At 74.0% G+C, this 23,570-nt stretch carries 22 protein-coding genes and 1 pseudogene; 11 read left to right on the forward strand and 12 right to left on the reverse strand.

Annotated elements, in window-relative coordinates:
• Positions 1–24: 24 nt before the first annotated feature.
• Positions 25–1,125, forward strand: a complete 1,101-nt coding sequence (locus IE274_RS35045) for a phosphotransferase family protein (protein ID WP_190119978.1) — start codon at positions 25–27, stop codon at positions 1,123–1,125.
• Between the two features lie 76 nt (positions 1,126–1,201).
• On the opposite strand, the gene IE274_RS35050 is transcribed toward IE274_RS35045, so the two are convergent.
• Entirely contained in the window at positions 1,202–1,657 is a 456-nt protein-coding gene (locus tag IE274_RS35050) for a hypothetical protein (RefSeq protein ID WP_190119979.1), read from the reverse strand.
• 261 nt (positions 1,658–1,918) lie between these two features.
• Between IE274_RS35050 and IE274_RS35055 the strand changes: the two genes are divergently transcribed.
• The 4 genes from IE274_RS35055 (at position 1,919) to fxsA (ending at position 6,324) form a co-directional block, all read left to right on the forward strand.
• Positions 1,919–2,359 carry an Lrp/AsnC family transcriptional regulator gene (locus tag IE274_RS35055; protein WP_190119980.1) on the forward strand — a complete coding sequence of 147 codons (441 nt, stop codon included), beginning with the start codon at positions 1,919–1,921 and terminating at the stop codon, positions 2,357–2,359.
• A 132-nt stretch (positions 2,360–2,491) separates the two neighbouring features.
• Positions 2,492–4,129 (forward strand): amidohydrolase, encoded by a 1,638-nt coding sequence (locus tag IE274_RS35060; protein WP_190119981.1) that lies wholly within the window; start codon positions 2,492–2,494, stop codon positions 4,127–4,129.
• Between the two features lie 667 nt (positions 4,130–4,796).
• Positions 4,797–5,591, forward strand: coding sequence for a polyprenol monophosphomannose synthase (locus IE274_RS35065; RefSeq protein WP_190119982.1), 795 nt, complete (start codon positions 4,797–4,799; stop codon positions 5,589–5,591).
• Positions 5,592–5,721: 130 nt separating this feature from the next.
• Entirely contained in the window at positions 5,722–6,324 is a 603-nt protein-coding gene (fxsA, locus tag IE274_RS35070; RefSeq protein ID WP_190119983.1) for an FxsA family membrane protein, read from the forward strand.
• A gap of 341 nt (positions 6,325–6,665) precedes the next feature.
• Here the strand turns inward: fxsA and IE274_RS35075 are convergent, their stop codons facing one another.
• The 4 genes and pseudogenes from IE274_RS35075 to yczE form a co-directional block, all read right to left on the reverse strand.
• The gene (locus tag IE274_RS35075; RefSeq protein ID WP_190119984.1) at positions 6,666–7,040 is read right to left on the reverse strand and encodes an RNA polymerase-binding protein RbpA; all 375 of its coding nucleotides are present in this window, start codon (positions 7,038–7,040) and stop codon (positions 6,666–6,668) included.
• Between the two features lie 150 nt (positions 7,041–7,190).
• A pseudogene (locus tag IE274_RS35080) lies at positions 7,191–7,493 on the reverse strand (MFS transporter); the annotation flags it as partial.
• Positions 7,494–7,569: 76 nt separating this feature from the next.
• Positions 7,570–8,337, reverse strand: coding sequence for a glycerophosphodiester phosphodiesterase family protein (locus tag IE274_RS35085; protein WP_190119985.1), 768 nt, complete (start codon positions 8,335–8,337; stop codon positions 7,570–7,572).
• Positions 8,334–9,074 carry a membrane protein YczE gene (gene yczE / locus IE274_RS35090; RefSeq protein WP_443732149.1) on the reverse strand — a complete coding sequence of 247 codons (741 nt, stop codon included), beginning with the start codon at positions 9,072–9,074 and terminating at the stop codon, positions 8,334–8,336. The genes IE274_RS35085 and yczE overlap by 4 nt, the downstream gene beginning before the upstream one ends.
• A gap of 97 nt (positions 9,075–9,171) precedes the next feature.
• Between yczE and IE274_RS35095 the strand changes: the two genes are divergently transcribed.
• A complete protein-coding gene (locus tag IE274_RS35095) occupies positions 9,172–10,686 on the forward strand; it encodes an SCO1417 family PLP biosynthesis transcription factor (RefSeq protein WP_190119986.1) in 1,515 nt (504 codons plus the stop codon).
• Positions 10,687–10,822: 136 nt separating this feature from the next.
• Here the strand turns inward: IE274_RS35095 and IE274_RS35100 are convergent, their stop codons facing one another.
• Together IE274_RS35100 and IE274_RS35105 are read right to left on the reverse strand one after the other, a co-directional pair.
• Positions 10,823–12,394 carry a P-loop NTPase family protein gene (locus tag IE274_RS35100; protein WP_190119987.1) on the reverse strand — a complete coding sequence of 524 codons (1,572 nt, stop codon included), beginning with the start codon at positions 12,392–12,394 and terminating at the stop codon, positions 10,823–10,825.
• A gap of 46 nt (positions 12,395–12,440) precedes the next feature.
• On the reverse strand, positions 12,441–12,635 hold the full coding sequence (locus tag IE274_RS35105; RefSeq protein WP_030360399.1) for a hypothetical protein: 195 nt from the start codon (positions 12,633–12,635) through the stop codon (positions 12,441–12,443).
• Between the two features lie 351 nt (positions 12,636–12,986).
• On the opposite strand from IE274_RS35105, the gene IE274_RS35110 reads away from it, so the two are divergent.
• From IE274_RS35110 to IE274_RS35130, 5 genes are all read left to right on the forward strand, one after another.
• Complete coding sequence (locus tag IE274_RS35110) at positions 12,987–13,406, forward strand: ankyrin repeat domain-containing protein (protein WP_190119988.1); 420 nt, start codon at positions 12,987–12,989, stop codon at positions 13,404–13,406.
• Between the two features lie 299 nt (positions 13,407–13,705).
• Positions 13,706–15,124, forward strand: coding sequence for a HEAT repeat domain-containing protein (locus tag IE274_RS35115; RefSeq protein ID WP_190119989.1), 1,419 nt, complete (start codon positions 13,706–13,708; stop codon positions 15,122–15,124).
• A 384-nt stretch (positions 15,125–15,508) separates the two neighbouring features.
• On the forward strand, positions 15,509–16,639 hold the full coding sequence (locus tag IE274_RS35120) for a glycosyltransferase family 4 protein (protein ID WP_190119990.1): 1,131 nt from the start codon (positions 15,509–15,511) through the stop codon (positions 16,637–16,639).
• A gap of 14 nt (positions 16,640–16,653) precedes the next feature.
• A complete protein-coding gene (locus IE274_RS35125; RefSeq protein WP_190120024.1) occupies positions 16,654–17,970 on the forward strand; it encodes a glycosyltransferase in 1,317 nt (438 codons plus the stop codon).
• The gene (locus tag IE274_RS35130; protein ID WP_190119991.1) at positions 17,967–18,824 is read left to right on the forward strand and encodes an SGNH/GDSL hydrolase family protein; all 858 of its coding nucleotides are present in this window, start codon (positions 17,967–17,969) and stop codon (positions 18,822–18,824) included. The genes IE274_RS35125 and IE274_RS35130 overlap by 4 nt, the downstream gene beginning before the upstream one ends.
• A gap of 105 nt (positions 18,825–18,929) precedes the next feature.
• Here the strand turns inward: IE274_RS35130 and IE274_RS35135 are convergent, their stop codons facing one another.
• The 5 genes from IE274_RS35135 to IE274_RS35155 all read right to left on the reverse strand — a co-directional run bounded on the left by IE274_RS35135 (position 18,930) and on the right by IE274_RS35155 (position 23,455).
• Positions 18,930–19,823 (reverse strand): 5-oxoprolinase subunit C family protein, encoded by an 894-nt coding sequence (locus IE274_RS35135; RefSeq protein WP_190119992.1) that lies wholly within the window; start codon positions 19,821–19,823, stop codon positions 18,930–18,932.
• Positions 19,820–20,452 carry a 5-oxoprolinase subunit B family protein gene (locus IE274_RS35140; RefSeq protein ID WP_190119993.1) on the reverse strand — a complete coding sequence of 211 codons (633 nt, stop codon included), beginning with the start codon at positions 20,450–20,452 and terminating at the stop codon, positions 19,820–19,822. Before IE274_RS35140 ends, IE274_RS35135 begins: the two co-directional genes overlap by 4 nt.
• Positions 20,453–20,508: 56 nt before the next feature.
• Positions 20,509–21,273 carry a LamB/YcsF family protein gene (locus IE274_RS35145; RefSeq protein WP_190119994.1) on the reverse strand — a complete coding sequence of 255 codons (765 nt, stop codon included), beginning with the start codon at positions 21,271–21,273 and terminating at the stop codon, positions 20,509–20,511.
• A gap of 116 nt (positions 21,274–21,389) precedes the next feature.
• Positions 21,390–22,157: a putative hydro-lyase gene (locus IE274_RS35150; RefSeq protein ID WP_190119995.1), complete on the reverse strand. Its 768-nt coding sequence runs from the start codon at positions 22,155–22,157 to the stop codon at positions 21,390–21,392.
• The gene (locus IE274_RS35155) at positions 22,154–23,455 is read right to left on the reverse strand and encodes an MFS transporter (protein WP_190119996.1); all 1,302 of its coding nucleotides are present in this window, start codon (positions 23,453–23,455) and stop codon (positions 22,154–22,156) included. Before IE274_RS35155 ends, IE274_RS35150 begins: the two co-directional genes overlap by 4 nt.
• Between the last annotated feature and the right edge of the window lie 115 nt (positions 23,456–23,570).

Raw genomic sequence — 23,570 nt, forward strand, 5'->3', positions numbered from 1 at the left:
GCGCCCCGAGGGAGGAGTACGGACATGGCAACGGAACCCGACCGGCCCCGGCTTCGCACCACGACCCGTGAACCCGACGCACTGGCCCGCCGCCTCACGGCCTGGCTCGGCGGGCACCTGCCGGGCGCCAGGGCCGCCAACGTGTCCGTGCCGGAATCCAACGGCATGTCCAGCGAGACGCTCCTCTTCGACATCGAGCACCCCGAACCACCGCTCGCCCAGTGCGCGTTGCGGCTCGCGGCGGACCCGGCCGCGTACACGATCTTCCCCGTGTACGACATGGAGCGCCAGCACCGCACCATGCGCCTGGTCGCCGAGCGCACCGACGTACCCGTGCCGCGCGTGCTGTGGCTGGAGCCGGACCCGGGGCCGCTCGGCGCGCCGTTCTTCGTCATGGAGCGGGTCGCGGGGCGGGTGCCGCCCGACGTCATGCCCTATACGTACGAGGGGAACTGGCTGCACGCCGCGAGCGACGCGGAGCGCGCGCGGCTGGAGGACGCGACGGTCTCCGTCGTCGCGCGGCTGCACGACCAAGTCCCGGCCGCCGAGGCCGCGTTCCTCGCACTGCCGGGCGAGGGCGGCGCGCTGCGGCGCCACGTCGCCTCCCAACGCGCCTACTACGACTGGGTGGTGGCCGGCCTGCCGCGCTCCCCGCTCATCGAAAGCGCTTTCGCGAAACTGGCGGAGCTGTGGCCCGGCGTGGAGGGCGCGCCGGTGCTCAACTGGGGCGACGCGCGCATCGGCAACATCATCTACGACGGCTTCGAACCCGCCGCCGTGCTCGACTGGGAAATGGCCTGCCTGGTGCCCCGCGAGGTCGACCTGGGCTGGACCGTCTATCTGCACCGGTTCTTCCAGGACCTCACGGAGACCTTCGACCAGCCCGGCCTGCCCGGCTTCCTGCGCCGCGACCGGATCGAGGAGCGCTACGCCGAACTCACCGGCCACCGGCCCCGCGACATGGACTTCTACACGCTGTACGCGGCGCTGCGGCACGCCATCGTCATGCTGCGGGTCGGCTACCGGCAGGTGCACTTCGGGGAGGCGACGGTGCCTGCGGACCCGGACACGCTGATCCTGCACCACGCCAGCCTCGCGGCGATGGTGCAGGGCAGCTATTGGTGACGGTGGGCCGGGGCTCGCCCCGGCGGATGCGGCGTCGCCGGGAGCCCGGGGACCTCCGGCGGTGTCTGCCGGGGCCTCAGGCGGCCGCGCGGTGGCTGGCCTGGCGGGGCACCCGGATCGGGCGCGAGCCGGGGCCGCCCACGTGCGAGAACGGCTGCGTGCGCCAGTCCAGGCCCTGAGGGAGCGTCAGGAGCAGGGCGGTGTCCTGCTCCTGGGCCTCCAGGGTCTCGTCGGCGGCACCGGCCTCGGTGGCGGCACGGCCCGTGCCCGCGCAGACGGTGAGGCCGAACGGGTTCCACGGAGTGGGGCACAGCGCGTGCTCGGGCAGGGCGTCCTCGTCCGCGAGCAGCGCGATGGGCTGCCGGCAGTCCGGGCAGATCACGCGGTACATCTCGAAGGTGTCGTACGCGTCCAGCTCATCCGCCGTGCCGTCGTCGGTGACGGTCTGTTCGACGCCCTCCGGAGCGGGCTCGAGCTCGACGGGCTGCTGCTTGCGGCGCGTGGAACGACCGGGGCGCTTCAGGTTCTGCATGGGAATCTCCCCCTTGGGTGGGCCGACAAGGCGCTGCGGCCTCGACCACAGCAAGCACTTCCCGTCCGGTCGTGGGGGTAATCGCGCCTGCCCGAAGGACACGGCCATATGTCTGTGGTGTTCGTCACATGCCAGAGGGAGATGCCGCTTCGCGCGGGGTGGCCGCCGGGGCACTGGGGCGGGGTGCGCCGTCCCGGTCCCGCCTCATCCCTTGTGCCGGTCAGGTATCCGTGAGGATCAAGAGGCCTGTAGGTTCGGCGCATGGAGGAGCTGGACCGACAAATCGTGCAGCTGCTCGTCAAGGACGGGCGGATGAGCTACACCGACCTGGGCAAGGCCACGGGCCTGTCCACGTCAGCGGTGCACCAGCGGGTGCGCAGGCTGGAGCAGCGAGGAGTGATCCGCGGGTATGCCGCGGTGGTGGACCCCGAAGCGGTCGGCCTGCCGCTCACGGCCTTCATCGCGGTGAAGCCGTTCGACCCCAGCGCCCCCGACGACATCGCCGAGCGGCTCGCCGGAGTGCCCGAGATCGAGGCCTGCCACAGTGTCGCCGGCGCCGAGAACTACCTGCTCAAGGTGCGCGTGTCGACCCCGCACGAGCTGGAGAACCTGCTGGCCCGGCTGCGCACGCTCGCCGGGGTCTCGACGCACACCACGGTGGTCCTCTCGACGCCGTACGAGTCGCGGCCGCCCCGGATCTGACGGCCGTCCCGGCGCCGGCACGGAACGGCGGGGACGGGCGCGGGGGCGGGGGCGAGGAGCGCGGGCCGGGCCCCGAGTGCGGTGGCGACCCCGCGAACCGGAGTCCCGCGCGCAGGCGCGAGACTGTTCCCCATGAGCGAGCGCATCACCCCCGAAACCGGGCATCGCACCGTCCTGCTGCGCGGCGGCGAAGTCCACAGCCCCGCCGACCCCTTCGCGACCGCGATGGTCGTCGAACGCGGGCATATCGCCTGGGTCGGCTCCGAGGGCGCCGCCGACGGCTTCGCCGACGGTGTCGACGAGATCGTCGACCTCGAAGGCGACCTGGTCACCCCGGCGTTCACCGACGCCCATGTGCACACCACGTCCACCGGGCTCGCGCTCACGGGACTCGATCTGTCCGGCGCCCGGAGCCTCGACGACGCGCTCGTTCTCGTACGCGAACACGCTGCCGGGCGCCCGCACGACCGCGTGCTGCTCGGCCACGGCTGGGACGCCGCCCGCTGGCCCGGCGGCCGTCCGCCCACCCGCGCGGAGCTCGACGAGGCCACCGGGGGCCGCCCGCTCTACCTCTCGCGCATCGACGTGCACTCCGCCGTCGCCAGCACCGCGCTCCTCGACCTCGTCCCCGGGGTCACCGACGCCGCCGGGTTCCACGCCGACGCGCCGCTGACCGCCGACGCCCACCACGCCGTGCGCACCGCCGCCCACGCCGCCGTGACGCCCCAGCAGCGGGCCGACGCCCAGCGCGCCGCGCTCCGGCACGCCGCGTCGCTCGGCATCGGCTCGGTCCACGAGTGCGCGGGCCCCGTGATCTCCGGAGAGGACGACTTCACCTCGCTCCTGCGCCTGGCCGAGGCGGAGGCCGGGCCCCGGGTCGTCGGGTACTGGGCCGAGCAGGGCGCCGAAGGGGTCGCCCGCGCGCGCGAGTTGGGCGCGGCCGGTGCTGCCGGGGACCACTTCGTGGACGGCGCGCTCGGCTCGCACACGGCGTGGCTGTGCGAGCCGTACGCCGACGAGGCCCCCGCCACCGGCAACTCCTACCTGACCGCCGCCGACGTCGCCGCGCACGTGGTGGCCTGCGCCGAGGCGGGCATGCAGGCCGGGTTCCACGCCATCGGGGACGCCGCCGTCGGAGCCGTCGTGGACGGCGTGCGCGCCGCCGCCGATAAGGTCGGCCTGGCCCGGGTGCGCGCCGCGCGGCACCGCGTCGAGCACGTCGAGATGCTCACCCCCGAGACGGTCGCCGCGTTCGCCGAGTTCGGCCTCACCGCGTCCGTGCAGCCCGCCTTCGATGCCCTTTGGGGCGGCGAGAACGGCATGTACGCGCAGCGCCTGGGCGCCGAACGGGCCCGCACCCTCAACCCGTACGCGGCCCTCCTGCGCGCCGGTGTCCCGCTGGCCTTCGGCTCCGACAGCCCCGTGACCCCCCTCGATCCCTGGGGCACCGTCCGGGCCGCCGCCTTCCACCGCACCCCCGAGCACCGGGTGTCCGTCCGCGCCGCCTTCACCGCCCACACCCGCGGCGGCTGGCGGGCCATCGGCCGCGACGACGCGGGCGTCCTGGTGCCGGGCGCCCCCGCCGACTACGCCGTGTGGCGGGCCGACGAGCTCGTCGTCCAGGCCCCCGACGACCGGGTCGCCCGCTGGTCCACCGACCCGCGCTCCGGCACCCCCGGCCTGCCCGACCTCAGTCCCGGCGCCGAGCTGCCCCGCTGCCTGCGGACCGTCGTGGGCGGCGAGTCCGTATTCGTACGGCCTAACGAGTGATGTCACCGGTGCGGCGCGGCTCCGAACGGGGCCACACGGCGCGTCGCGCGACCTGCGGCGCCTCGCCACTGACCTGCTGATCTGCATAAACATCGCAGGTCAGAGGGCTATTGACAGACGGCGGCCGTCGGCGGGTAGTTTCGGCGCGTCCACCACAGGACGTCCGACCGGCGAACCCGCACGCAGCCGTCGACCGCCGCTGGATCATGGTCGGTGCGCCACCCCGGCGCACCGCCACCGGGAGCCAGGTCCAGCGCCCACGACGCTCAGGCGCGGGAACGCATCCGCCGGAAGGGGGCCGTCCCTCCAGCTCCCCGGAGCTCGGGGGAGGTGCGACCCGGGTAGGGCCCGGCCGCTCAGTAGACAACGGCTCTCGGTCGATCCGCAGCCAGCGGGTCCCAGGCCGGCCCGAAGGGCGCCGGGCCCGATCCGCAGGATCGCTCCTGCGCGATGCGGTGGCATCGCTCCGGTGCGGCGGGGACGCCTGCTCGCGCGCTCCTCGCGACAAGGGCCGCCCGTTCGCGCCGTCCTCAGGGGGACGAAAGCCGCGCGCCGGACACAGTCGGCGCGCCCGGCGTGTCCCTGCCGGGCCGAGGGTCCGTGGCGTCGCAACACCCCAGGCCCGGGCCACTATGGTGGTTCCCTGCGTACGAACGAAGGGGCAGTAGTGAGCAACGGCGGCGGGATCAGCGAAGCAGCGGACGCGGAGCGGCAGTTCGGTCCGCTCGGCGAGGCCTTGGTGATCATCCCGACCTACAACGAGGCGGAGAACATCCAGGCGATCGTCGGCCGGGTGCGCGCCGCCGTGCCGCAGGCGCACGTCCTCGTCGCCGACGACAACAGCCCCGACGGCACCGGGAAGATCGCCGACGAACTCGCGGCCGAGGACGACCACGTCCACGTACTGCACCGCAAGGGCAAGGAAGGCCTCGGCGCCGCCTACCTCGCGGGCTTCTCCTGGGGGCTGGAGCACGACTACGGAGTCCTCGTCGAGATGGACGCCGACGGCTCCCACCAGCCCGAGGAACTGCCGCGCCTGCTCACCGCCCTCAAGGGCGCCGACCTCGTGCTCGGCTCCCGCTGGGTGCCCGGCGGGCGCGTCGTCAACTGGCCCCGCTCCCGCGAGTTCCTCTCCCGCGGCGGCAGCACGTACTCGCGGCTGCTCCTCGACGTGCCCATCCGCGACGTCACCGGCGGCTTCCGCGCCTTCCGCAGCGAGACCCTCCAAGGCCTCGGCCTCAGCGATGTCGCCTCCCAGGGCTACTGCTTCCAGGTCGACCTGGCCCGCCGCGCCATCAAGGCCGGATACCACGTGGTGGAGGTGCCCATCACCTTCGTCGAGCGGGAGCTGGGCGACAGCAAGATGAGCCGCGACATCGTGGCTGAGGCGCTGTGGCGGGTCACGGCCTGGGGCGTGGGCGAGCGGGTCGGCAAGGTCATCGGCCGCAAGCCTTCTTCCTGACCTCGGCGGTCGACTGACCGGCCCCGGGGTGACCCTCTGCTCCGTCGGGGACGGCCCGGAGGCCGAGTGCCGGGTCGTTGTTGATCACCCCCTTATGCCGGTCTGAGCCGTGCCCAGGCACACTGGGAGCATGACGACTGGCGCACCGCCTCCCACCCAGCCCGCCCGGCCCCGGCGCTCGCGCGTCCTCAGGTTCCTGCCGCTCGCACTCGTGGCCTGGCTGGTCCTGGAGATCTGGCTGCTGACCGTCGTGGCGGGGGCCACCAGTGGGCTGACCGTCTTCCTGCTCCTCGTGGGCGGGCTTGTGCTCGGATCCTTCGTCATCAAGCGGGCTGGGCGACGCGCCTTCAAGAACCTCAGCGAAGCCGTGCAACAGCAGCAGCGAGGGGTTGCGCCCGCGCCGGACTCCGGGGGCGGGAGCGCCCTCACGATGCTCGGCGGTCTGTTCCTGATCCTGCCCGGGCTGATCTCCGACGTCGTCGGCCTGCTGCTGCTGGTGCCGCCGCTGCAGAAGGCCCTCAGCCGGCGGGCCGAGCGGGCCTTCGAGCGGAAGGTCCGTGAGGCTGCCGCGGCTGCGCCCGGGGGGCTGGGGGACGCTTTCCAGCAGGCTCGGATGCAGCACCCTGGCGGGAAGGTGGTCCAGGGCGAGGTGATCCGTGAGGACGGGCCGTCGGGGGCGCCGGGAGCGCCGGGGGCGGCGCGGGGGCCGGAGGGGCCGGAGCTTCCGCGCTGAGGTGGGGCCTTCGCGAGGGCGCCCCGGTCCCGCCCCTTCTCCGAAGCCGGGGGCCGCCGCCCCCTGGGCCCCCGCTGTCGGCGCTTCGCGCCTCGTCCTCAATCTCCCCCAAGCTCTTAAGGAGCAGGGGGACCCCCACGAGGGGCTGAGAATGTGCGGGTGAGTTTCAGCCCCTCCGGCGTTTGAGGAGCGGGGTCTGGGGCCGGAGCCCCAGTTCCGGGAAAGGGGCGGGTCTGGGGCGCCCCAGCGCAGGCCCCGTCCACGCACGCACCACGAGGGCGGGCCCGCTGCCGAAGCAGCGGGCCCGCCCTCGTGGTTACTCCGCTCCGCGGTCCGCGCGCTTACGCGGACTTGCGGCTGTCACGCGGATGCACCGCAATATTCATCGCACCGGACCTGAGAACCGCCAGGCGCTCCTCAAGAACCTCCTCGAGTTCTTCTCGAGTACGGCGCTCCATGAGCATGTCCCAGTGCGTACGCGCGGGCTTGCCCTTCTTCTCCTCAGGTCCGTCGCCGTCCACGAGGAGTGCCTGGGTCCCGCAGACCTTGCACTCCCACTCGGGCGGGATCTCCGCCTCCACCGAGAACGGCATCTCGAAACGATGTCCGTTCTGGCATGCGTACTCCACGGCCTGGCGCGGAGCCAGGTCGATGCCGCGGTCGGTCTCGTAGCTGGTCACCACGAGGCGCGTGCCGCGAAGAGCTCGCTCACTCATGAATCGTGCCTCCCGGGCTTGTCGCCCACAGGGCAGGTGTCGCTGTCGTCGTCATCCGGTCAACGTCCGGTCGGCGGTAAAGATTCCCGTTCAGGGTCATGCGTCGCCGTCGTATGCCGCCCCTTGTTGTACCCACCAGCGCCCGGTTTGTCACATCTGGCAGCAGATGTCACCCAGCGCTTCTGAATCCTCAGCGCGCAGTAACGGTCCGCCTGGCAGGCCAAACGCGTACACTACCGGCCTTCGCCGCTGGTTGCTAAATCCACGCCGTACCGGAACCCGTGCGTGCAGCCCGCAACTGGGCACGTGGAGCGCCACGAGCGACAGGATCGCGTCCCGGCGCGACCCTGTGAGCTGGTACGTCAGGCCGAAGAGCGGTGGCCCGAGCCGGGCCGGGCCGCGGTCGCCGATCTCGTAAGCGGAAAAGTGCTCGGCGTACGAGCCCGCGCGGACACGGAGGCCGGGCGGGTGGACGCAGTCGTCCGGATGGGCTGCGGACTCGGTGATCTCCGACGCGCGGCCCGGTCCGTCAGACCCAGGTGCCCCGGTCCTCGAGCACGTCGCGGAGCGTCTCGATGTGGTCCGTCATGATGCCGTCGACGCCCAGGTCGAGGAGGGCGTGCATGCGGTCGGCGTCGTTGATCGTCCACACGTGGACCTGGAGCCCGCGCGCGTGGGCGGTGCGTACGAAACGGTGGTCGACCACGCGGACGCCGGACTGCGACTCCGGCACCTGGGCGCACACCGCCGACACCCGCGGCGTCGTCGGCACCCCCAGGGAGCGCAGCCGCAGCCCCAGCACGCCGCGCGTGCCGAACGACGTGGCCAGGCGGGGCCCCGCCAGGCGCTGGGCCCGCGAGACCCGGCCCTCCGAGAAGGAGCCGACGCACACCCGGTCCCAGGTGCGGGTGCGCTCGATCAGCTCCAGGAGCGGCAGGAGGGCGGACTCCGCCTTCACGTCCACGTTCCAGCGGACGGCAGGGAAGGCGGCCAGCATCTCTTCGAAGAGGGGGACCGGTTCGCTGCCTGCCACGCGCGCGTGGCTCACCTCGCTCCAGGGAAGGTCCGCGATCCGGCCCGTCGCGTCCGTGACCCGGTCCAGCGTCGCGTCGTGGAACGCGGCGAGCTTGCCGTCCGACGTGGCGTGCACATCGGTCTCGATGTAGCGGTAGCCCGCGTCCACGGCCCGCCGGAACGCGGCCGCCGTGTTCTCCAGGCCGTCGGCCGCCCCGCCGCGGTGGGCGAAGGCGAGAGGGCCGGGGTGGTCGAGGTAGGGGTGGCGTACGCGCGTGGTCACCGTTGCAGTATCGCCTGCTCCGATGGCTCTCCGGAGGCCACGACGCGGCCTGCGGTGGACGCGGGAACGGCGAAGAAGCGGAGGAAGAACTGGGCGAGCGGCCCGATGCACAGGGCGTACAGGACCGTTCCGACGCCCACGGTGCCGCCGAGGGCGAAGCCGGTGACGACGACCGCCACCTCCACCAGGGTCCGCATCAGCCGGATCGAGCGGCCGGTGCGGATGTTCAGGCCCGTCATCAGGCCGTCGCGCGGTCCCGGGCCGAACTTGGCCGCGATGTAGAGGCCCGTCGCCACGCCGTTGAGGACGATGCCCGCGACCAGAAGGGGAATGCGTATGCCGAGCGCGTGCGCATCCGGTACGAGGGCGAGGGTGCCGTCCATCGCGAGGCCGACGACGAAGACGTTCGACACCGTGCCGAGGCCCGGGCGCTGGCGCAGCGGGATCCACAGGAGCAGTACGGCGGCGCCCACGAAGATCGACACGACGCCGATCGAGAGGCCGGTGCGCTCGGCCAGGCCCTGGTGCAGCACGTTCCACGGCTCCAGGCCGAGGCCCGAGCGCACCAGGAGCGCGGAGCTGGCGCCGTACAGGGCCAGGCCTACGTAGAGCTGGCAGAGGCGGCGCGTGAGGTGACGCTCGCCGCGCGGGTCCCCGGTGGGCCCGTCGTGCGCCTCCGTAGTGGGCCGGTCGTCGCGTGATCCCGTAGTGGGCCGACCTGATTTCGCCCTGAACAAGAGAAGCCCCCGTGGTGGTAGTGGCCTGACCCATGACACTCTGTGGCTTGGTGACGGATGCCAACCATGGCCAATTCGACGAAGGTGGACTGGGATCATGCCTCAGTGGACATCAGCGGTGGGCTCGACCCAGCTCGCCCGGCTGCTCACCTCCCAGCAGGCACGCCCCGCGGGCGCGGGCACCCGCCGCCCGCCCGCCTACCGCGCTCTCGCCGACGGTATCCGCCTGCTCGTCCTGGAGGGGCGCATTCCCGTGGCCGCCCGCCTGCCCGCCGAACGCGAACTGGCCGTCGCGCTCGCCGTGAGCCGTACGACGGTCGCCGCCGCCTACGAGGCGCTGCGCACCGAGGGGTTCCTGGAGTCCCGCAGGGGAGCGGGCAGTTGGACGGCGGTCCCGGCCGGGAACCCGCTGCCCGCGCGCGGACTCGAACCGCTGCCCCCCGAAGCGCTCGGCTCCATGATCGACCTCGGCTGCGCAGCCCTGCCCGCACCCGAGCCCTGGCTCACCCGCTCCGTACAGGGCGCCCTCGAAGAACTCCCGCCCTACGCCCACACCCACGGCGACTACCCGGCCGGACTGCCCGCCCTGCGCGCCATGCTCGCCGAGCGCTACACCGCGCGCGGCATACCGACCATGCCGGAACAGATCATGGTCACCACCGGCGCCATGGGCGCCATCGACGCGATCTGTCACCTCTTCGCGGGCCGCGGTGAGCGCATCGCCGTGGAGTCCCCCTCGTACGCCAACATTCTTCAGCTCATGCGCGAGGCGGGCGCCCGCCTGGTGCCTGTGGCGATGGCCGAGGGCCTCGGCGGCTGGGACATGGACCGCTGGCGCCAGGTCCTGCGCGACGCCGCGCCCCGGCTCGCGTACGTCGTCGCCGACTTCCACAACCCGACCGGCGCCCTCGCCGACGAGGACCAGCGCCGCCGCCTCGTCGACGCCGCCCGGCACGCGGGCACCGTCCTCGTCGTCGACGAGACCATGAGCGAACTCCGCCTCGACGATGTCGACGGACAGGACGCCATGCCGCGCCCCGTGTGCGGATTCGACCCCTCGGGCTCCACCGTCATCACCGTCGGCTCCGCGAGCAAGGCCTTCTGGGCGGGCATGCGCATCGGCTGGGTGCGGGCCGCGCCCGATGTGATCCGCAGCCTGGTCGCCGCGCGCGCGTACGCCGACCTCGGCACCCCCGTCCTGGAGCAGCTCGCCCTGAACTGGCTGCTCAGCACCGGTGGCTGGCAGCAGGCCGTGGACGTGCGCAGGGACCAGGCCCGCGACAACCGCGACGCGCTGGTCACCGCCGTGCGCCGCGAGTTGCCCGGCTGGGAGTTCGAAGTGCCGCACGGCGGGCTGACGCTGTGGGTGCGCACCGGCGGACTCTCCGGCTCCCGCATCGCCGAGGTCGGCGAACGCGTGGGCGTACGCGTGCCGTCGGGCCCCCGCTTCGGTGTGGACGGCGCCTTCGAGGGCTACGTACGACTGCCGTTCACCGTGGGCGGCGCGGTTGCCGAGGAGGCGGCGGTGCGGCTCGCGGCGGCGGCCCGGCTGGTGGAGTCGGGGACGGGCGCGGGGTCGGGGGCGGAGGGGCCGCACACGTTCGTGGCGTGAGGAGTGGGGTGTTCGCGGGGCGCGGGGCAGGGCGTTCGCGGGGTGCCGCCGGGGCCCGGGTGGTCCTGCCGCCGCGTGCGAGGGGTGCGCCTGCCGCCGCGTGCGACCCCGGCTTTGGGACGCCCTGACGCCGTGCTCAGCCCTCCGCGACCGCCGGGGCCAGCGCCGCGTCCGCCGGGGTCGTGCGGACCGGGAGCAGGTTCAGGACGGCCCGCCGGTCCGCGTCGCTGGTGGCGTCGTCGTACGGGTCGGGGGTCGCCGGGACCTGGAGGCGGTGCACAGGGCCGGTGCCGAGGCGGGCGTAGCCGCGGCCGGGGGGCATGTCCGCCGTGGGGGTGGTGTGCGGCCGGGCGCCCAGGACCTCCTCGACCTGGTCGGGCGTGGCCGGGCCGAGCACCACGCGCGCGCGGGTGTGCTGGCACACGGCGTCCGTGAGGGCGTCCGCGCTGTCGAGCTGGTCGGCCACGACGACGGTGACGCCCGCGGCGCGCCCGTGCCGCAGCGGCACCTGGAGGAGCGTCTGCGGATCGCGGTGGCCGTCGGCGGCGGCCAGGTGGCCGAGGGTGCTGGGGCGGTCGAGGAGGATCCACAGGGGCCGCTTGATGTCGTCGGGCGGGGGATGGCCCGCCTGCCGCGCCCGGTTGGCCGCGATGAGCCGCCGTTCCGTCTCGTGCGCCGCCCACTCCAGGCTGGCGAGCGCCCCGGCGAGGCCGCACTCGACGGCGAGGACGCCGTCGCGCCCCGTCAGGCAGGCGAAGTCGCCGGTGCCGCTGCCCTCGATGATGACGACGTCGCCGTACTGGAGCGCCTGCAGGGCCACCGAGCGCAGCAGCGTGGTGGTGCCGCTGCCGGGGTGACCGAGGACCAGCAGATGGGGTTCGGTGGAGCGGCCGCCGGTGCGCCACACGACGGGCGGTACGTCGCGCTGCTCGTCGCCGTCCGCCACGGGCAGGGTGCGCTGCACGGCGGACGGGTCGGTGAAGCCCAGCACGGTCTCGCCGGGGGCGGTGACGAAGCGCTGGGCGGAGATGTCGGTGGGCAACGGCGGCAGCACGGTCACGGTGAGCGTGTTGCCCTCCTCGTCCCACGCGAAGTGGTACTCCCGGCCGCGCCCCGACTTGGCGTGCAGCAACTGCTCGATGCGCGCGCGGGATTCGGCCTCGCCGTCGGTGAAGTACGCGGGATAACGCAGCACCAGATGCGAGACGCGGCCGTTGTCGTCGAACGCGTAGTCGGTGAACGCCTTGTCCCACTCGCCGCCGTGCGCGAACAGCGGGCTCGGGTCCTCCGGGACGGAGAAGTACGGGACGAGTGCTTCGTAGAGCGACTGCAACCGCTGGACCTGGGCGTCGTCCGGGCCGGAGGGGGCCGGCGCGGTGCGCTCACGGCCGGTCCAGGCGGCGGCCGCCATCAGGCTGATGGCGGCGAGCAGCGGACCGTAGGGAATGAGCGCCACGACGAGGACCACGGAGGCCACCAGGAACAGCAGGGGGCCCCGCCGGTCCTTGGGGGTCTCGGACCACTTGCGCCGCCCGGCTCCGGCGAGGCGGCGCAACCCGCGCGTGATCGTGATCAGCGGGTGGAGGACGTCGGTGGCACTGTCGGCGGCCGACCGGGCGAGTTCGCGACTGCGCGCGATGTGCTCCCGGCTCCGGGCGATCTGGGCGCTGCCGTTGCTCAGGATGCGGGGGAGAGGGCGCCGAGCCACGTCGTTCTCCTGGGGGTGGTGGTGAGCGGTGAACCGTCGGAAACCGTCAGAACTTGATGCCGCCGAGCAGGCTCGCGAGGCTCGCGCCGCCGGCCTTGATGCTCGGGGCGATGGCGGTGCCCGCGAGGTAGAAGCCGAACAGCGCGCACACGAGGGCGTGGGAGGCCTTCAGCCCGTCTTTGCGGAAGAAGAGGAAGACGATGACTCCGAGCAGCACGACGCCTGAGATGGACAGGATCATGAGGTTTCTCCTGGTCGATGGGGACAGTCACCATGAGTTCTTCCAGGCTCACAGCATGTATCCATACGATAAAGGGTGCAAATGGGGTAAATTTCCGATATTTACCCCGAACGGCGGCGGCCTGATGGGCCGACTGTGCACGTCGGAGGGGGTTTCGGGGCGGGGGTCGTCACCCGACGTGATCTTTGCCGTCGACGCGGTCGGTCATGTGCCGTGACGGGCAGTACTCTGTCGATTCACTCGTACGGCTGCACGGCCGGGCCACCGGGAACCATCCGGGTCCGCCGCGCATCCGGTTCGGCCCTGTCCACGTGGTCCTGTCCGCGCGGAACACGAAAGGCGGTCATCACTGTGAGCGATGAACTCCCCGACACCGGGGGCGCCGCGGCCCTCGACCCGGAGGTCGTGGCGCTCGCGGGCAAGATCTTCGATCTGGCGCGGGCCGGTGACACCGACGCGCTCGCCGCGTACGTCGACGCGGGCGTGTCCGCGGACCTCACCAACGACAGCGGCGACTCGCTCGTCATGCTCGCCGCCTACCACGGCCACGCGGCGGCCGTGCGGGCCCTGATCGAGCGCGGCGCGGACGCCGGACGCGTCAACGACAAGGGCCAGACGCCGCTCGCGGGTGCCGTCTTCAAGGGCTCCGACGACGTGGTCCGGGCGCTGCTCGACGGGGGCGCCGATCCGGCCGCGGGCACGCCCTCGGCGATCGACACCGCGCGCATGTTCGACAAGACCGAACTGCTCACGCTGTTCGGCGCCGCCTGAGCGGGTAGGCGGTCCGGCAGCACGGGGGCGCCGGAAATGTGGTCGCGGCGGGCAGAACCGCTGGGTCATCATGACGACGTGATTCACGGACGCGACGTCGGGGCAGGTGTTGCCGCAGCGCGCGGACCGTGAGCGGCCCGACCCCGGACATGGCGTCCGGGAACCTCCGGGTCACCGACGAGAGGCAGAGGAAGATGGTCTTCAGCAAGCAAGAGACGTGGGGCGGCCCGACGTGTTGGCGCGCGGCCAGGTAGTGCGGATTCCCGGTTGCGTCGACGCTTGATGTGAGGCTGTTTCCCATGTTCGAACCGGTCATAGCGCCCAGCGGTACGCTGCTCGGCCTGCTGCAGCGGGGCCGCGGCGACGGCACCCTGCACGCCCTCACCGCGCCTCGGTCCGAGGCGCTCTCCGCCCTCGACCACTGTGTGCTGCACGACCCGCGGCACGACTGGCAGGTGGAGAACCGCTCGCTGTACTACGCGCGGCTCTACCTCGATCTGAACGGCGGGCTCGGCGCGATCCAGCGCCACCTCTTCGACCCCGACGACACGCACGACCCGGACGACTCCCGCACCGGGCTCGCGCTGTCCGTCCTCGGCCACCTCGCCTCGTACGACAGGCTGGACGCCCTGCGCCTGCTGCGCAGCTACGCCGAGTACGGGGCGAACTGGGCCTGGGCCCTGGACGAGCTGGCCCTGCGCGACGACGACGCGGGCCTGCGCGCCCTCGCCGGTCCCGTCCTCGCCCGCTTCGGCACCGACGCGGAGGGCGAGGCCGCGCTGACCGCGGCCGTGCGGGACGCCTTCGAGCCGCGGCCCTGGCGGCTGTGGGCGGAGGATCCGCGCCCCGAGATCGGCGGCCGGGTGCGTGCCGCCGCCGAGCGGGGCTCCTTCGACCGCTGGCAGCGCCAGCTCGCGCCCGCCGGACCCCGTCCCGGCTGGAGCGTGCGGGCCGTGCTCGCCTGGGCCCAGGAAGGGCTGGAGCGCGGCGCCGCCCTGCATGTGCCGGCCGCCCGCTGCCTGACCGCCGTCGCCGGGCCCGAGGACCGCGCCGAGATCGTCGCGGCCGCCCGCCACGGCGCGGACGCCGAACGCGGCGCGGCCTTGTGCTACCTGGCCGACGCCAACGATCCCGGCATCCTTGACCTCCTGGAGGAAGCGGCGCAGAGCCCGTCGCGCGTCGTCGTCGACATCGCGGCCGAGACGTTCGAGCGGATGCGCTCCGTCGCCGCCGTCGACCGGGCCCGGCAGTGGGCCGGACGCCCTGACGTGCTCGGTGCGGCCGCCGGCCGCCTGCTCGCCTGCAGAGGCGGCGCCCAGGACAGCCAGCTCGTGCTCGCCGCACTGCGCGAGGCGGTGCGCGGCGAAGGCCCGGACGCGCCGACCCTGTGGCCGCTCGTCGACGGCGCGGGCCGCCTCGGTATCGGCTGCGCGGCGCCCGTCCTGCGCCATGTCTACCGCGAGACCGCCTCCTCCCACCTCAGGGGCCGCGCCGCCCGCGCCCTCGCCGCCACCGACCCCTCCTTCGCCGCGGGCTTCGCCGTCGAGTGCCTGTGGGACTGCGAGGAGTCCACCCGCGAAGTGGCCGCCCGCCACGCCGAGACCGGCGACGCCCGCGTGGTCAACCGCCTCCGCAGGCTCGCCGCGGATCCCGCCGAGGAGGACGACGTGCAGTCGGCGGTACGGAGCCGGATCGGGCCGGACGCGCCTGCTGTGTGAGTGTGGGGCGGCGGGGGTGGGGGCGCTCCTCCCTCGCCGCTGCGTCTTGAGTCGGCCTTTCCGCGTCGCCGCCGTGTCTTGAGTCGGCCGTCCTGCGCTGCCACGCGGCCTTGAAGCAGCCCTCCCGCGCTGCCGCACCCTCTCGTAGTCCCCGCGCGCGAGGGCGCCCCGCCTCCACGTACACCCAGAAAACCGGGCCGTCCGCCGCACCCTCCACGCGCAGCAGCGCACCTTCCCCCGAGGCGCGGCCGCACCCTCGTGGTACGGAACGCCCCGCCTGGGGCGCAATGGCGGCATCCCGCGGAGCGCAACGCTCATGGGACGTTCCTCGTCAGGAAAGATCCACGTTGACGTGGGCACGCCCCGTCTGACGACAACACGGGTATGCGTGTCGTCATCGTCACCGAATCCTTCCCGCCCGACATCAACGGCGTGTCGCACTGCGCCCTGCAGACCGCGCGGCAGCTGGTCGCGCGCGGTCACGAGCCCCTCGTCGTCGCCCCCGCCACCGCGGCCGGTGTCGACGCCGCCGCCGACCCTCTGTCCCCGTGCCCCGTCGTGCGCGTACCCTCCCTGCCCCTGCCCGGATATCCGCAGGTCAGGGTCGCGTTGCCGAGTCGACGGCTGGCGGCTGCGCTGAGCGCGCACCAAGCCGACCTGGTCCACCTGGCCAGCCCGTTCGTGCTCGGCGCCCGCGGCATGGCCGCGGCGACCCGCAAGCACCTGCCCACCGTCGCCGTCTACCAGACCGACATCGGCGGCTACGCGCGGACGTACATGGGCCGGGGCGAGGCCACCGCCTGGCGCCGCATCCGCGCGGTGCACGCCGCCGCCGACCGCACCCTCGCGCCCTCCACCGCGGCCCTGACCGACCTGGTCGCGCACGGCGTGCCACGGGTGCGGATGTGGCCGCGCGGCGTCGACACCGACCGCTTCCGGCCGACGCTCCGCGACCCCGCCCTGCGCCGCGAACTCGCCCCCGACGGCGAACTGATCATCGGCTACGTAGGGCGGCTCGCCCCCGAGAAGCACGTCGAACTCCTGGCGCAGGCGTGCGGCCTCGACGGCGTCCGTGTCGTCGTCGTGGGCGACGGGCCGAGCGCGGGCGCCCTGCGCACGGCGCTGCCCGGGGCCACGCTGCTTGGCCGCCGCACCGGCGACGAACTCGCCCGGATCTTCGCCTCCTTGGACGTCTTCGTGCACACCGGCCCCCTGGAGACCTTCTGCCAGACCGTGCAGGAGGCCATGGCCAGCGGCGTTCCCGTGATCGCGCCCGCCGTGGGCGGACCGCTCGACCTGGTGGTCCCCGGGCGCACCGGCATCCTCGTGCCGCCCGGCGACGCCGCCGCCGTGCGGGACGCGGTGTGGGTGATGGCCGCCGACCCGGAGCTGCGGGCCGCGTACGGGGCCGCCGGACGCGCCGCCGTCCGGGGGCGGACCTGGGACGCCATCGGGGACCAGCTCATCGCGCACTACGAAGAGGTGCTCGCCGAGCGCACGGCGGTGGCGGCATGACCGCGACCCTGGGCATGAGCCCGCTCGCCACCGCACGCACCGCGCGGACAACCGGGCCGCTGCGCATCGTGCGACTCGCCAACTTCGTCACGCCGTCCTCGGGCGGACTGCGCACCGCCCTGCGGGAACTGGGCCGCGGCTACCTGGCCGCCGGTCACGACCCCGTACTGATCGTCCCCGGAGAGCGCGCCGACGCCGTCCGCACGGAACAGGGACTCGTCATCACCGTGCCCGGACCCGTGCTGCCCGGCACCGGCGGCTACCGCGTCCTCGCCGACCGGCGGCGCGTCACCCGCCTCCTGGAACGCCTCGCCCCCGACCGCCTCGAAGTCTCCGACCGCACCTCCCTGCGCTGGACCGGCGAGTGGGCGCGCCGTGCCCGGGTCCCGGCCGTGATGGTGTCCCACGAGGCCGCGGACGCCGTGATGCGCACCTGGGGGCTGCCGCCGGGCCTGGCGCGCCGGGCGGCCGACGCGCTCAACACCCGTACCGCGCACGCCTACGCGCGCGTGGTGTGCACCACGGCCTGGGCGGAGCGTGAGTTCGTACGGATCGGGGCGGGCAATGTCGTACGCGCGCCCCTGGGCGTCGATGTGGCGGACCGGCACCCCGGGTTGTGGGACCGACGGATACGCGACCGCTACGCGCGCGGGGACGACGATGTGCTCCTGGTGCTCTGTTCCCGCCTCTCCGTGGAGAAGCGGCCCGGCATGGCGCTCGACACGCTGGAGACGTTGCGCGGGCGTGGCGTACCGGCCGTGCTCGTCGTCGCGGGCGACGGGCCGCTGCGTTCCCGGCTCGAACAGCGGGCACGGGAGCGGCGCCTTCCGGTGACGTTCCTCGGCCACGTCGCGGACCGCGCCGCGCTCGGCGCCCTCCAGGCCACCGCCGACGTGTGCCTGGCCCCGGGCCCCTGCGAGACCTTCGGCCTGGCCGCACTCGAAGCCCTCGCCTGTGGCACCCCGGTGGTGGCCAGCGCCTCGTCCGCGCTGCCGGAGATCGTGGGCGGCGCGGGGGCGGCGGCCGCGGATACGCCCCGCATGTTCGCGCACGCGGTGCGGGCTGTCCTTGAACGCCCGGAGCATGTCCGACGGGGGGCGGCACGGGCGCGGGCGGAGTGCTTTGGGTGGGATGTGGCTGTGGGGGCGTTTTTGGCCGCGCATGGGGTGGATCGGATCGCTAGGGGGAGTGGCCCGGGTTCCGGCGGGCAGGTGGCACCCTCCGTAGCGTCCCCTTCGGCGGGGGACCCGGCGTCGGCGGCGGACGGCCTACGGGGTTTGCGCCTCGTGGTGGGGCCCGGCGCGGCGCCGGACGGGGGCGGTGGCCGATGAGGCCGGTGACGTTCGTGGCGCTCGGGGACTCGCTCACGCAGGGCGTGGGGGACCCTGTGGACGGCGCGTGGCGGGGCTGGGCGGCGCTGCTCGCGGCGGGCCTGGGGACGCCCCGACGGCCCGTGGAATTCCACAACCTGGCCGTCAGCGGCGCGCAGACCTGTGACGTGCACGGCCACCAGACGCCCCGGGCCGTGGCCCTGCGGCCCGACATCGTGTCCGTCGTCGTCGGCGTCAACGACACCCTGCGCTGCACGTTCGACATCCGTGCCGTCGCCCTGCGCCTCGACGAGGTGTACGGCGCCGTCACGGCGGACGGCGCGGCTCTGCTCACCGCCTGCATGCCCGACCCCGGCGCGATGCTGGGCCTGCCCGGCGCGCTCGGCCGCCCGCTGGCCCGACGGCAGCGCGCGGTCAACGCCGTCGTGCACGCGCTGTCCGCACGCCATGGCGCCGTCCACCTGCACGCCGCCGACGAGGAGTGGGTCGCCGATCGCACCCTGTGGAGCGCGGACCGGCTGCACCCCGGAGAGCGCGGCCACCGGGTGTTCGCCGCCCGCTTCCACGCGCTGCTGGCCACGGCGGGCCTCGCAACCGGTCCCGCTCCCGACACCGAGCCCGAACGGCCGCCGCCCGCCCCGTCGGCGATCCTGCTGTGGCTGGCCACGGCCGGTACCGGCTGGGTCGCCCGGCGCTGCACCGATCTGCTGCCGCAGTTGCTCGGCCTCGCCGTGGCGGAGGTACGGCACCAGGTGCGGGGTACGAGCGGCGGGCTGGACGTCCGGGACGCCCACGCCGCGGCGGCGGCACTCGCGGGGCTCGGGGCCGATGAGCGGCGGGTGGAGGCGGCGTGAGCCGGGCAGCCCGCCCGCGTCACCGTGAGGGTTGGCCAGCCCGCCGACCTCACCATGGGGGTCGGCCAGCCCGCCGACCTCACCGTGAGGGCCAGCCCGCCCGCCTCACCCCCGCTCCGACCCGAGCCCCGGCCAACCCCCCACCCCCACGAACCGCACCACCGTCCCCGGCACCGCCTGCGCCGCCGCCGCGAGGTCGCGTTCCCTGACGACACCCACGACCGGATAGCCGCCCGTAGTCGGGTGGTCGGCCAGGAACACCACGGGCCTGCCGTCCGGCGGCACCTGGATCGCGCCCAGGACCATCCCCTCGCTGGGCAGTTCACCGCCCACCGCACGCTCCAGGGGCGGCCCGTCGGTGCGCAGGCCGATGCGGTTGCTCGCTGAGGACACGCGGTACGCGCGCGTGGTGAGCGTCCGCAGGGCCGGGGCCGTGAACCAGTCGGCGCGGGGTCCCGGTGTCACCCGGAGGATCAGCTCGCGTGGCGGCCCGGGCTGCGGAACGGTGTCCACGCGCGCGTGGGCGACGGGCGCGGCACCCAGGGGCAGCACCGCGCCGTCCGTCAACGGCGGCGGGCCGAGCCCGGACAGCAGGTCCGTGGAGCGGCTGCCGAGGACCGGCTCGACGGCCACGCCGCCGCCGAGGGCGACGTAGCCGCGTACGCCGGAGACAGCGGGACCCACCTCCAGGAGCGCATCGGCGGGTACCCGCACCGGTGCGCCCCAGGCCACCGCGCGCCCGTCCACCGTCACCCGGCAGGGCGCGCCGCCGACGGCTACGGTGACAGCGCAACGCGGGCGCAGCGCACAGCCGTTGAGGGTGGTCTCCAGGACGGCCGCGTCGGCCGGATTGCCGACGAGGCGGTTCACCAGGGCGGCGGCGGTCCGGTCGAGCGCTCCGGAGCGCGGCACCCCGAGGTGCGCGTGCCCGGGACGGCCCTCGTCCTGCACCGTGGTGAGCGCCCCGGCCCGTACGACCGCGAAGGCCCGGTCGGTCATCGCCCCTCCGGCACGAAGCGCACCCGCGTACCCGGGGCCAGGAGCGCGGCCGGTACGCGCGCGTGGTCCCACAGCAGGGCGTCCGTCGACCCGATCAACTGCCAACCCCCGGGCGAGGAGCGCGGGTACACGCCCGTGTACGGCCCGGCGAGGCCGACGGAACCCGCGGGCACCGCCGTGCGCGGCGTCGCCCTGCGCGGCACCTCGGGCACCCCGCCGAGACCCGTCAGATAGCCGAACCCCGGCGCGAATCCGCAGAACGCGACGCGGAACTCGGCCGCCGAATGGACGCGTGCCACCTCCCGCACCGGCACGTCCCACAGCGCCGCCACGTCGGCCAGGTCCGGACCGTCGTAGCGCACCGGGATCTCCAGGACGTCGTCCGCGCGCGCGGGCAGCGGCGGGATCTCCCACGTGGGCAGGCGCGCGGCGAGCCGGAGCGGGGTGTCGGGGCCGTCGGGCCCGCCGAGGCCGTCCAGGAGCACCGTGCGGGCCGCGGGCACGATCTCGCGTACGACGAGGTCTCCGGCCGCGCGGCGGCGCAGCAGCTCGGCGTGCAGGGCCGCGGCGGCCGTGCCGTCGGCGAGTTCGACGAGCAGCGCGCGCTCGCCCATGGGCAGGACCCTCATGGGCGGCGTCGAAGGCGTGTCCCCTGACATCGGCGGGGACGCTGCCGCACGGACGCTCATGCGAACGCCTCCACCCGTACGCCCGCCGTTTCGAGGCGCGCCCTGACCTGCCGTGCGAGCCCCACCGCTCCGGGAGTGTCGCCGTGCAGGCACAGCGAACGCGCCCGGACGTCGATGCTCCGCCCGCCGTGCGAGGTGACGGCGGCGAACCGGGCGATGCCGAGGGACCGCTCGACGACGGCGTCCGCCTCCGTGATGACCGCGCCGTCGGTGCCGCGCGGCACCAGCGTGCCCTCGTCGGTGTACGCCCGGTCGGCGAACGCCTCCGTGACGATCGGCAGTCCGGCCTTCTCCGCGGCCTCCAGGAGACGCGACCCGGGCAGGCCGAGGACGGGCAGCCCGGCGTCGGCCAGGAGCACGCCGTCGACGACGGCGGCCGCCTGCTCCCCGTCGTGCACCACGCGGTTGTACAGCGCGCCGTGCGGCTTCACGTACGCCACGCCCGCGCCCGCCGCGCGCGCGAACACCTCCAGGGCGCCGATCTGGTACGCCACTTCGGCGGCGAGCTCGGCGGACGGCACGTCCATCGCGCGCCGCCCGAACCCCGCCAGGTCGCGGTACGACACCTGGGCGCCGATGCGCACTCCGCGCTCGGCCGCGCGCTCGCACACGCGCCGCATCGTGGCCGCGTCGCCCGCGTGGAAGCCGCAGGCCACGTTGGCGCTGGTGACGACGGACAGCAGCTCCTCGTCATCGGTGAGCCGCCACCGCCCGAAGCCCTCGCCGAGGTCGGCGTTGAGGTCGATCGAGGCCCAGGTCATGTGCGTATCGCTCCTGTGGATTCGGGTGCCCCGCGCGCGTGGCGGTCCGTAGTCCCGCGCGGTGGGGTTCTTGGCCTCGCGCGCGGGGGACGTGGTCCATGGCGCGGTGCCGTCGGTCAGGCGACGCGGTACTGCTCGTCGCGGGCGTCGGTGATGAACATCCGGCCCGGGGCGTGCGTGATCGCGAACGGCGGCCGCGACGCCATCACGGCCGCCTGCGGTGTCACCCCGCACGCCCAGAACACCGGGATGTCGTCGGGCTCGGCGTCCACCGGATCGCCGAAGTCGGGCTCGGCCAGGTCGGCGATGCCGAGGCCGCCCGGGTCGCCGCAGTGCACCGGCGCGCCGTGCACCGCGGGCAGCACGGCGGTCTCCCGGATCGCCGTGGCGAGGTCGCGGGGCGGCACCGGGCGCATGGACACCACCAGGGGGCCGCGCAGCCGCCCCGCCGCCCGGCACTGGCGGTCGGTGACGTACATGGCGACGTTGCGGCCCTGCTCGACGTGGCGCAGCGGCACACCGGCCGCCGCGAGCGACCACTCGAAGGTGAAGCTGCAGCCGATGAGGAACGACACCAGGTCGCCGCGCCAGTGCCCGAGCACGTCGGTGGGCTCGTCGACCAGCTCGCCGTCCTCCCACACGCGGTAGCTCGGCAGATCCGTGCGCAGATCGGCCCCCGGGGCGAGCGGCGTGGACCAGGAGCCCGCGTCGGTCACGTCGAGGACCGGGCAGGGCTTCGGGTTCCGCTGGCAGAACAGGAGCATGTCGTACGCCCAGTCGGCGGGGACGGACACCAGGTTCGCCTGGGCGTGGCCGGGCGCCCAGCCGGCGGTCGGCGCGCTGTGGCCCGAACGGAACGCCGCGCGTGCCTCTTCGGGGCTCACAGGAGCTCCCTTCCGCGCGTCTCGGGCAGCCCGAAGAGGGCGATCACGGCGAGCGCGTAACCGAACGCTCCGAAGATGAGCGCACCGCCCACGCCCCAGCTGTCCGCGAGGAAACCGACGGTCGTGGGGAACACGGCGCCCACCGCGCGGCCGGTGTTGTACGTGAAGCCCTGCCCCGTGCCGCGCACGGCGGCCGGGTACAGCTCGCTCAGGAAGGAGCCGAAGCCGCTGAAGATCGCCGACATGCAGAAGCCCAGCGGGAAACCGAGCACCAGGAGAAGGCCGTTGGCGTCGTCCGGGATGTTCGTGTACGCCGCGATGCTGGCCGCGGACAGGAACGCGAACAGCGCGATGTTGCGCTTGCGGCCCAGCTTGTCGGTGAGATAGCCGCCCGTCAGATAGCCGATGAAGGCACCGGAGATCAGGAACGTCAGATACCCGCCCGTGCCGACGACCGTAAGGCCGCGGTCCTCCTTGAGGTACGTGGGCACCCAGGTGGCGAGCGTGTAGTAGCCGCCCTGGACACCAGTGGACAGCAGTACCGCGAACAGGGTGACGCGCAGCAGCCCCGGCTTGAAGATCGCCGTGAACGAGCCCTTCTCCGTGCTCCGTTCGCGTTCGGCCGCCGCTTCCGGGGCGTCCTGCACATTGCGGCGTACGTAGATCACGAGCAGGGCGGGCAGCGCCCCGGTGAAGAACATGACGCGCCAGGCGATGTCGTCGTCCATGAACTGGAAGACCAGGGTGTAGACGATCGCGGCGAGGCCCCAGCCGACGGCCCAGGAGCTCTGGATCGCGCCGAGCGTGCGGCCGCGGTTCTTGGCGGTCGCGTACTCGGCGACCAGGATCGCGCCGACCGCCCACTCGCCGCCGAAACCGAGGCCCTGGAGGGCGCGGAAGACCAGCAGGGTCTCGTAGTTGGGCGCGAAGCCGCAGGCCACGGTGAACACCGCGTACGTGACCACGGTGATCATCAGGGCCTTCACCCGGCCGATGCGGTCCGCGACGACGCCCGCGACGGCGCCGCCCACCGCGGAGACGACCAGCGTGACGGTCGTGAACAGCCCCGTCTGGCCGCTGTTCAGGCCGAAGTAGGCCGACAGCGCGACCATGCTGAGCGGCAGCGTGAAGTAGTCGTACGAGTCGAGTGCGTACCCGCCGAAGGCACCGGCGAACGCGCGGCGGCCGCGCGGGCCGAGCGCGCGCAGCCAGCCGAACGCGCCGTCGTCGTCGGGTGGTTGATCCCCGCGTGGCTGGTCGGCCAGCTCTATCGCGGAAGGCGGGGGAGTCGTGCTCATGGGCACCTCACAGAGGGAGTGGGCGGGGCTGGAGGGTGCTTCTGAGGAGCGGGGGTGTGCTGAGCGGCGCGTGGCCGATGCCTCTGGGGACGGGGGCGGGGTGACGCCTGCCGGA

It is taken from the genome of Streptomyces flavofungini, assembly GCF_014650815.1.
In the GTDB taxonomy this organism is placed as follows: Bacteria; Actinomycetota; Actinomycetes; order Streptomycetales; family Streptomycetaceae; genus Streptomyces; species Streptomyces flavofungini.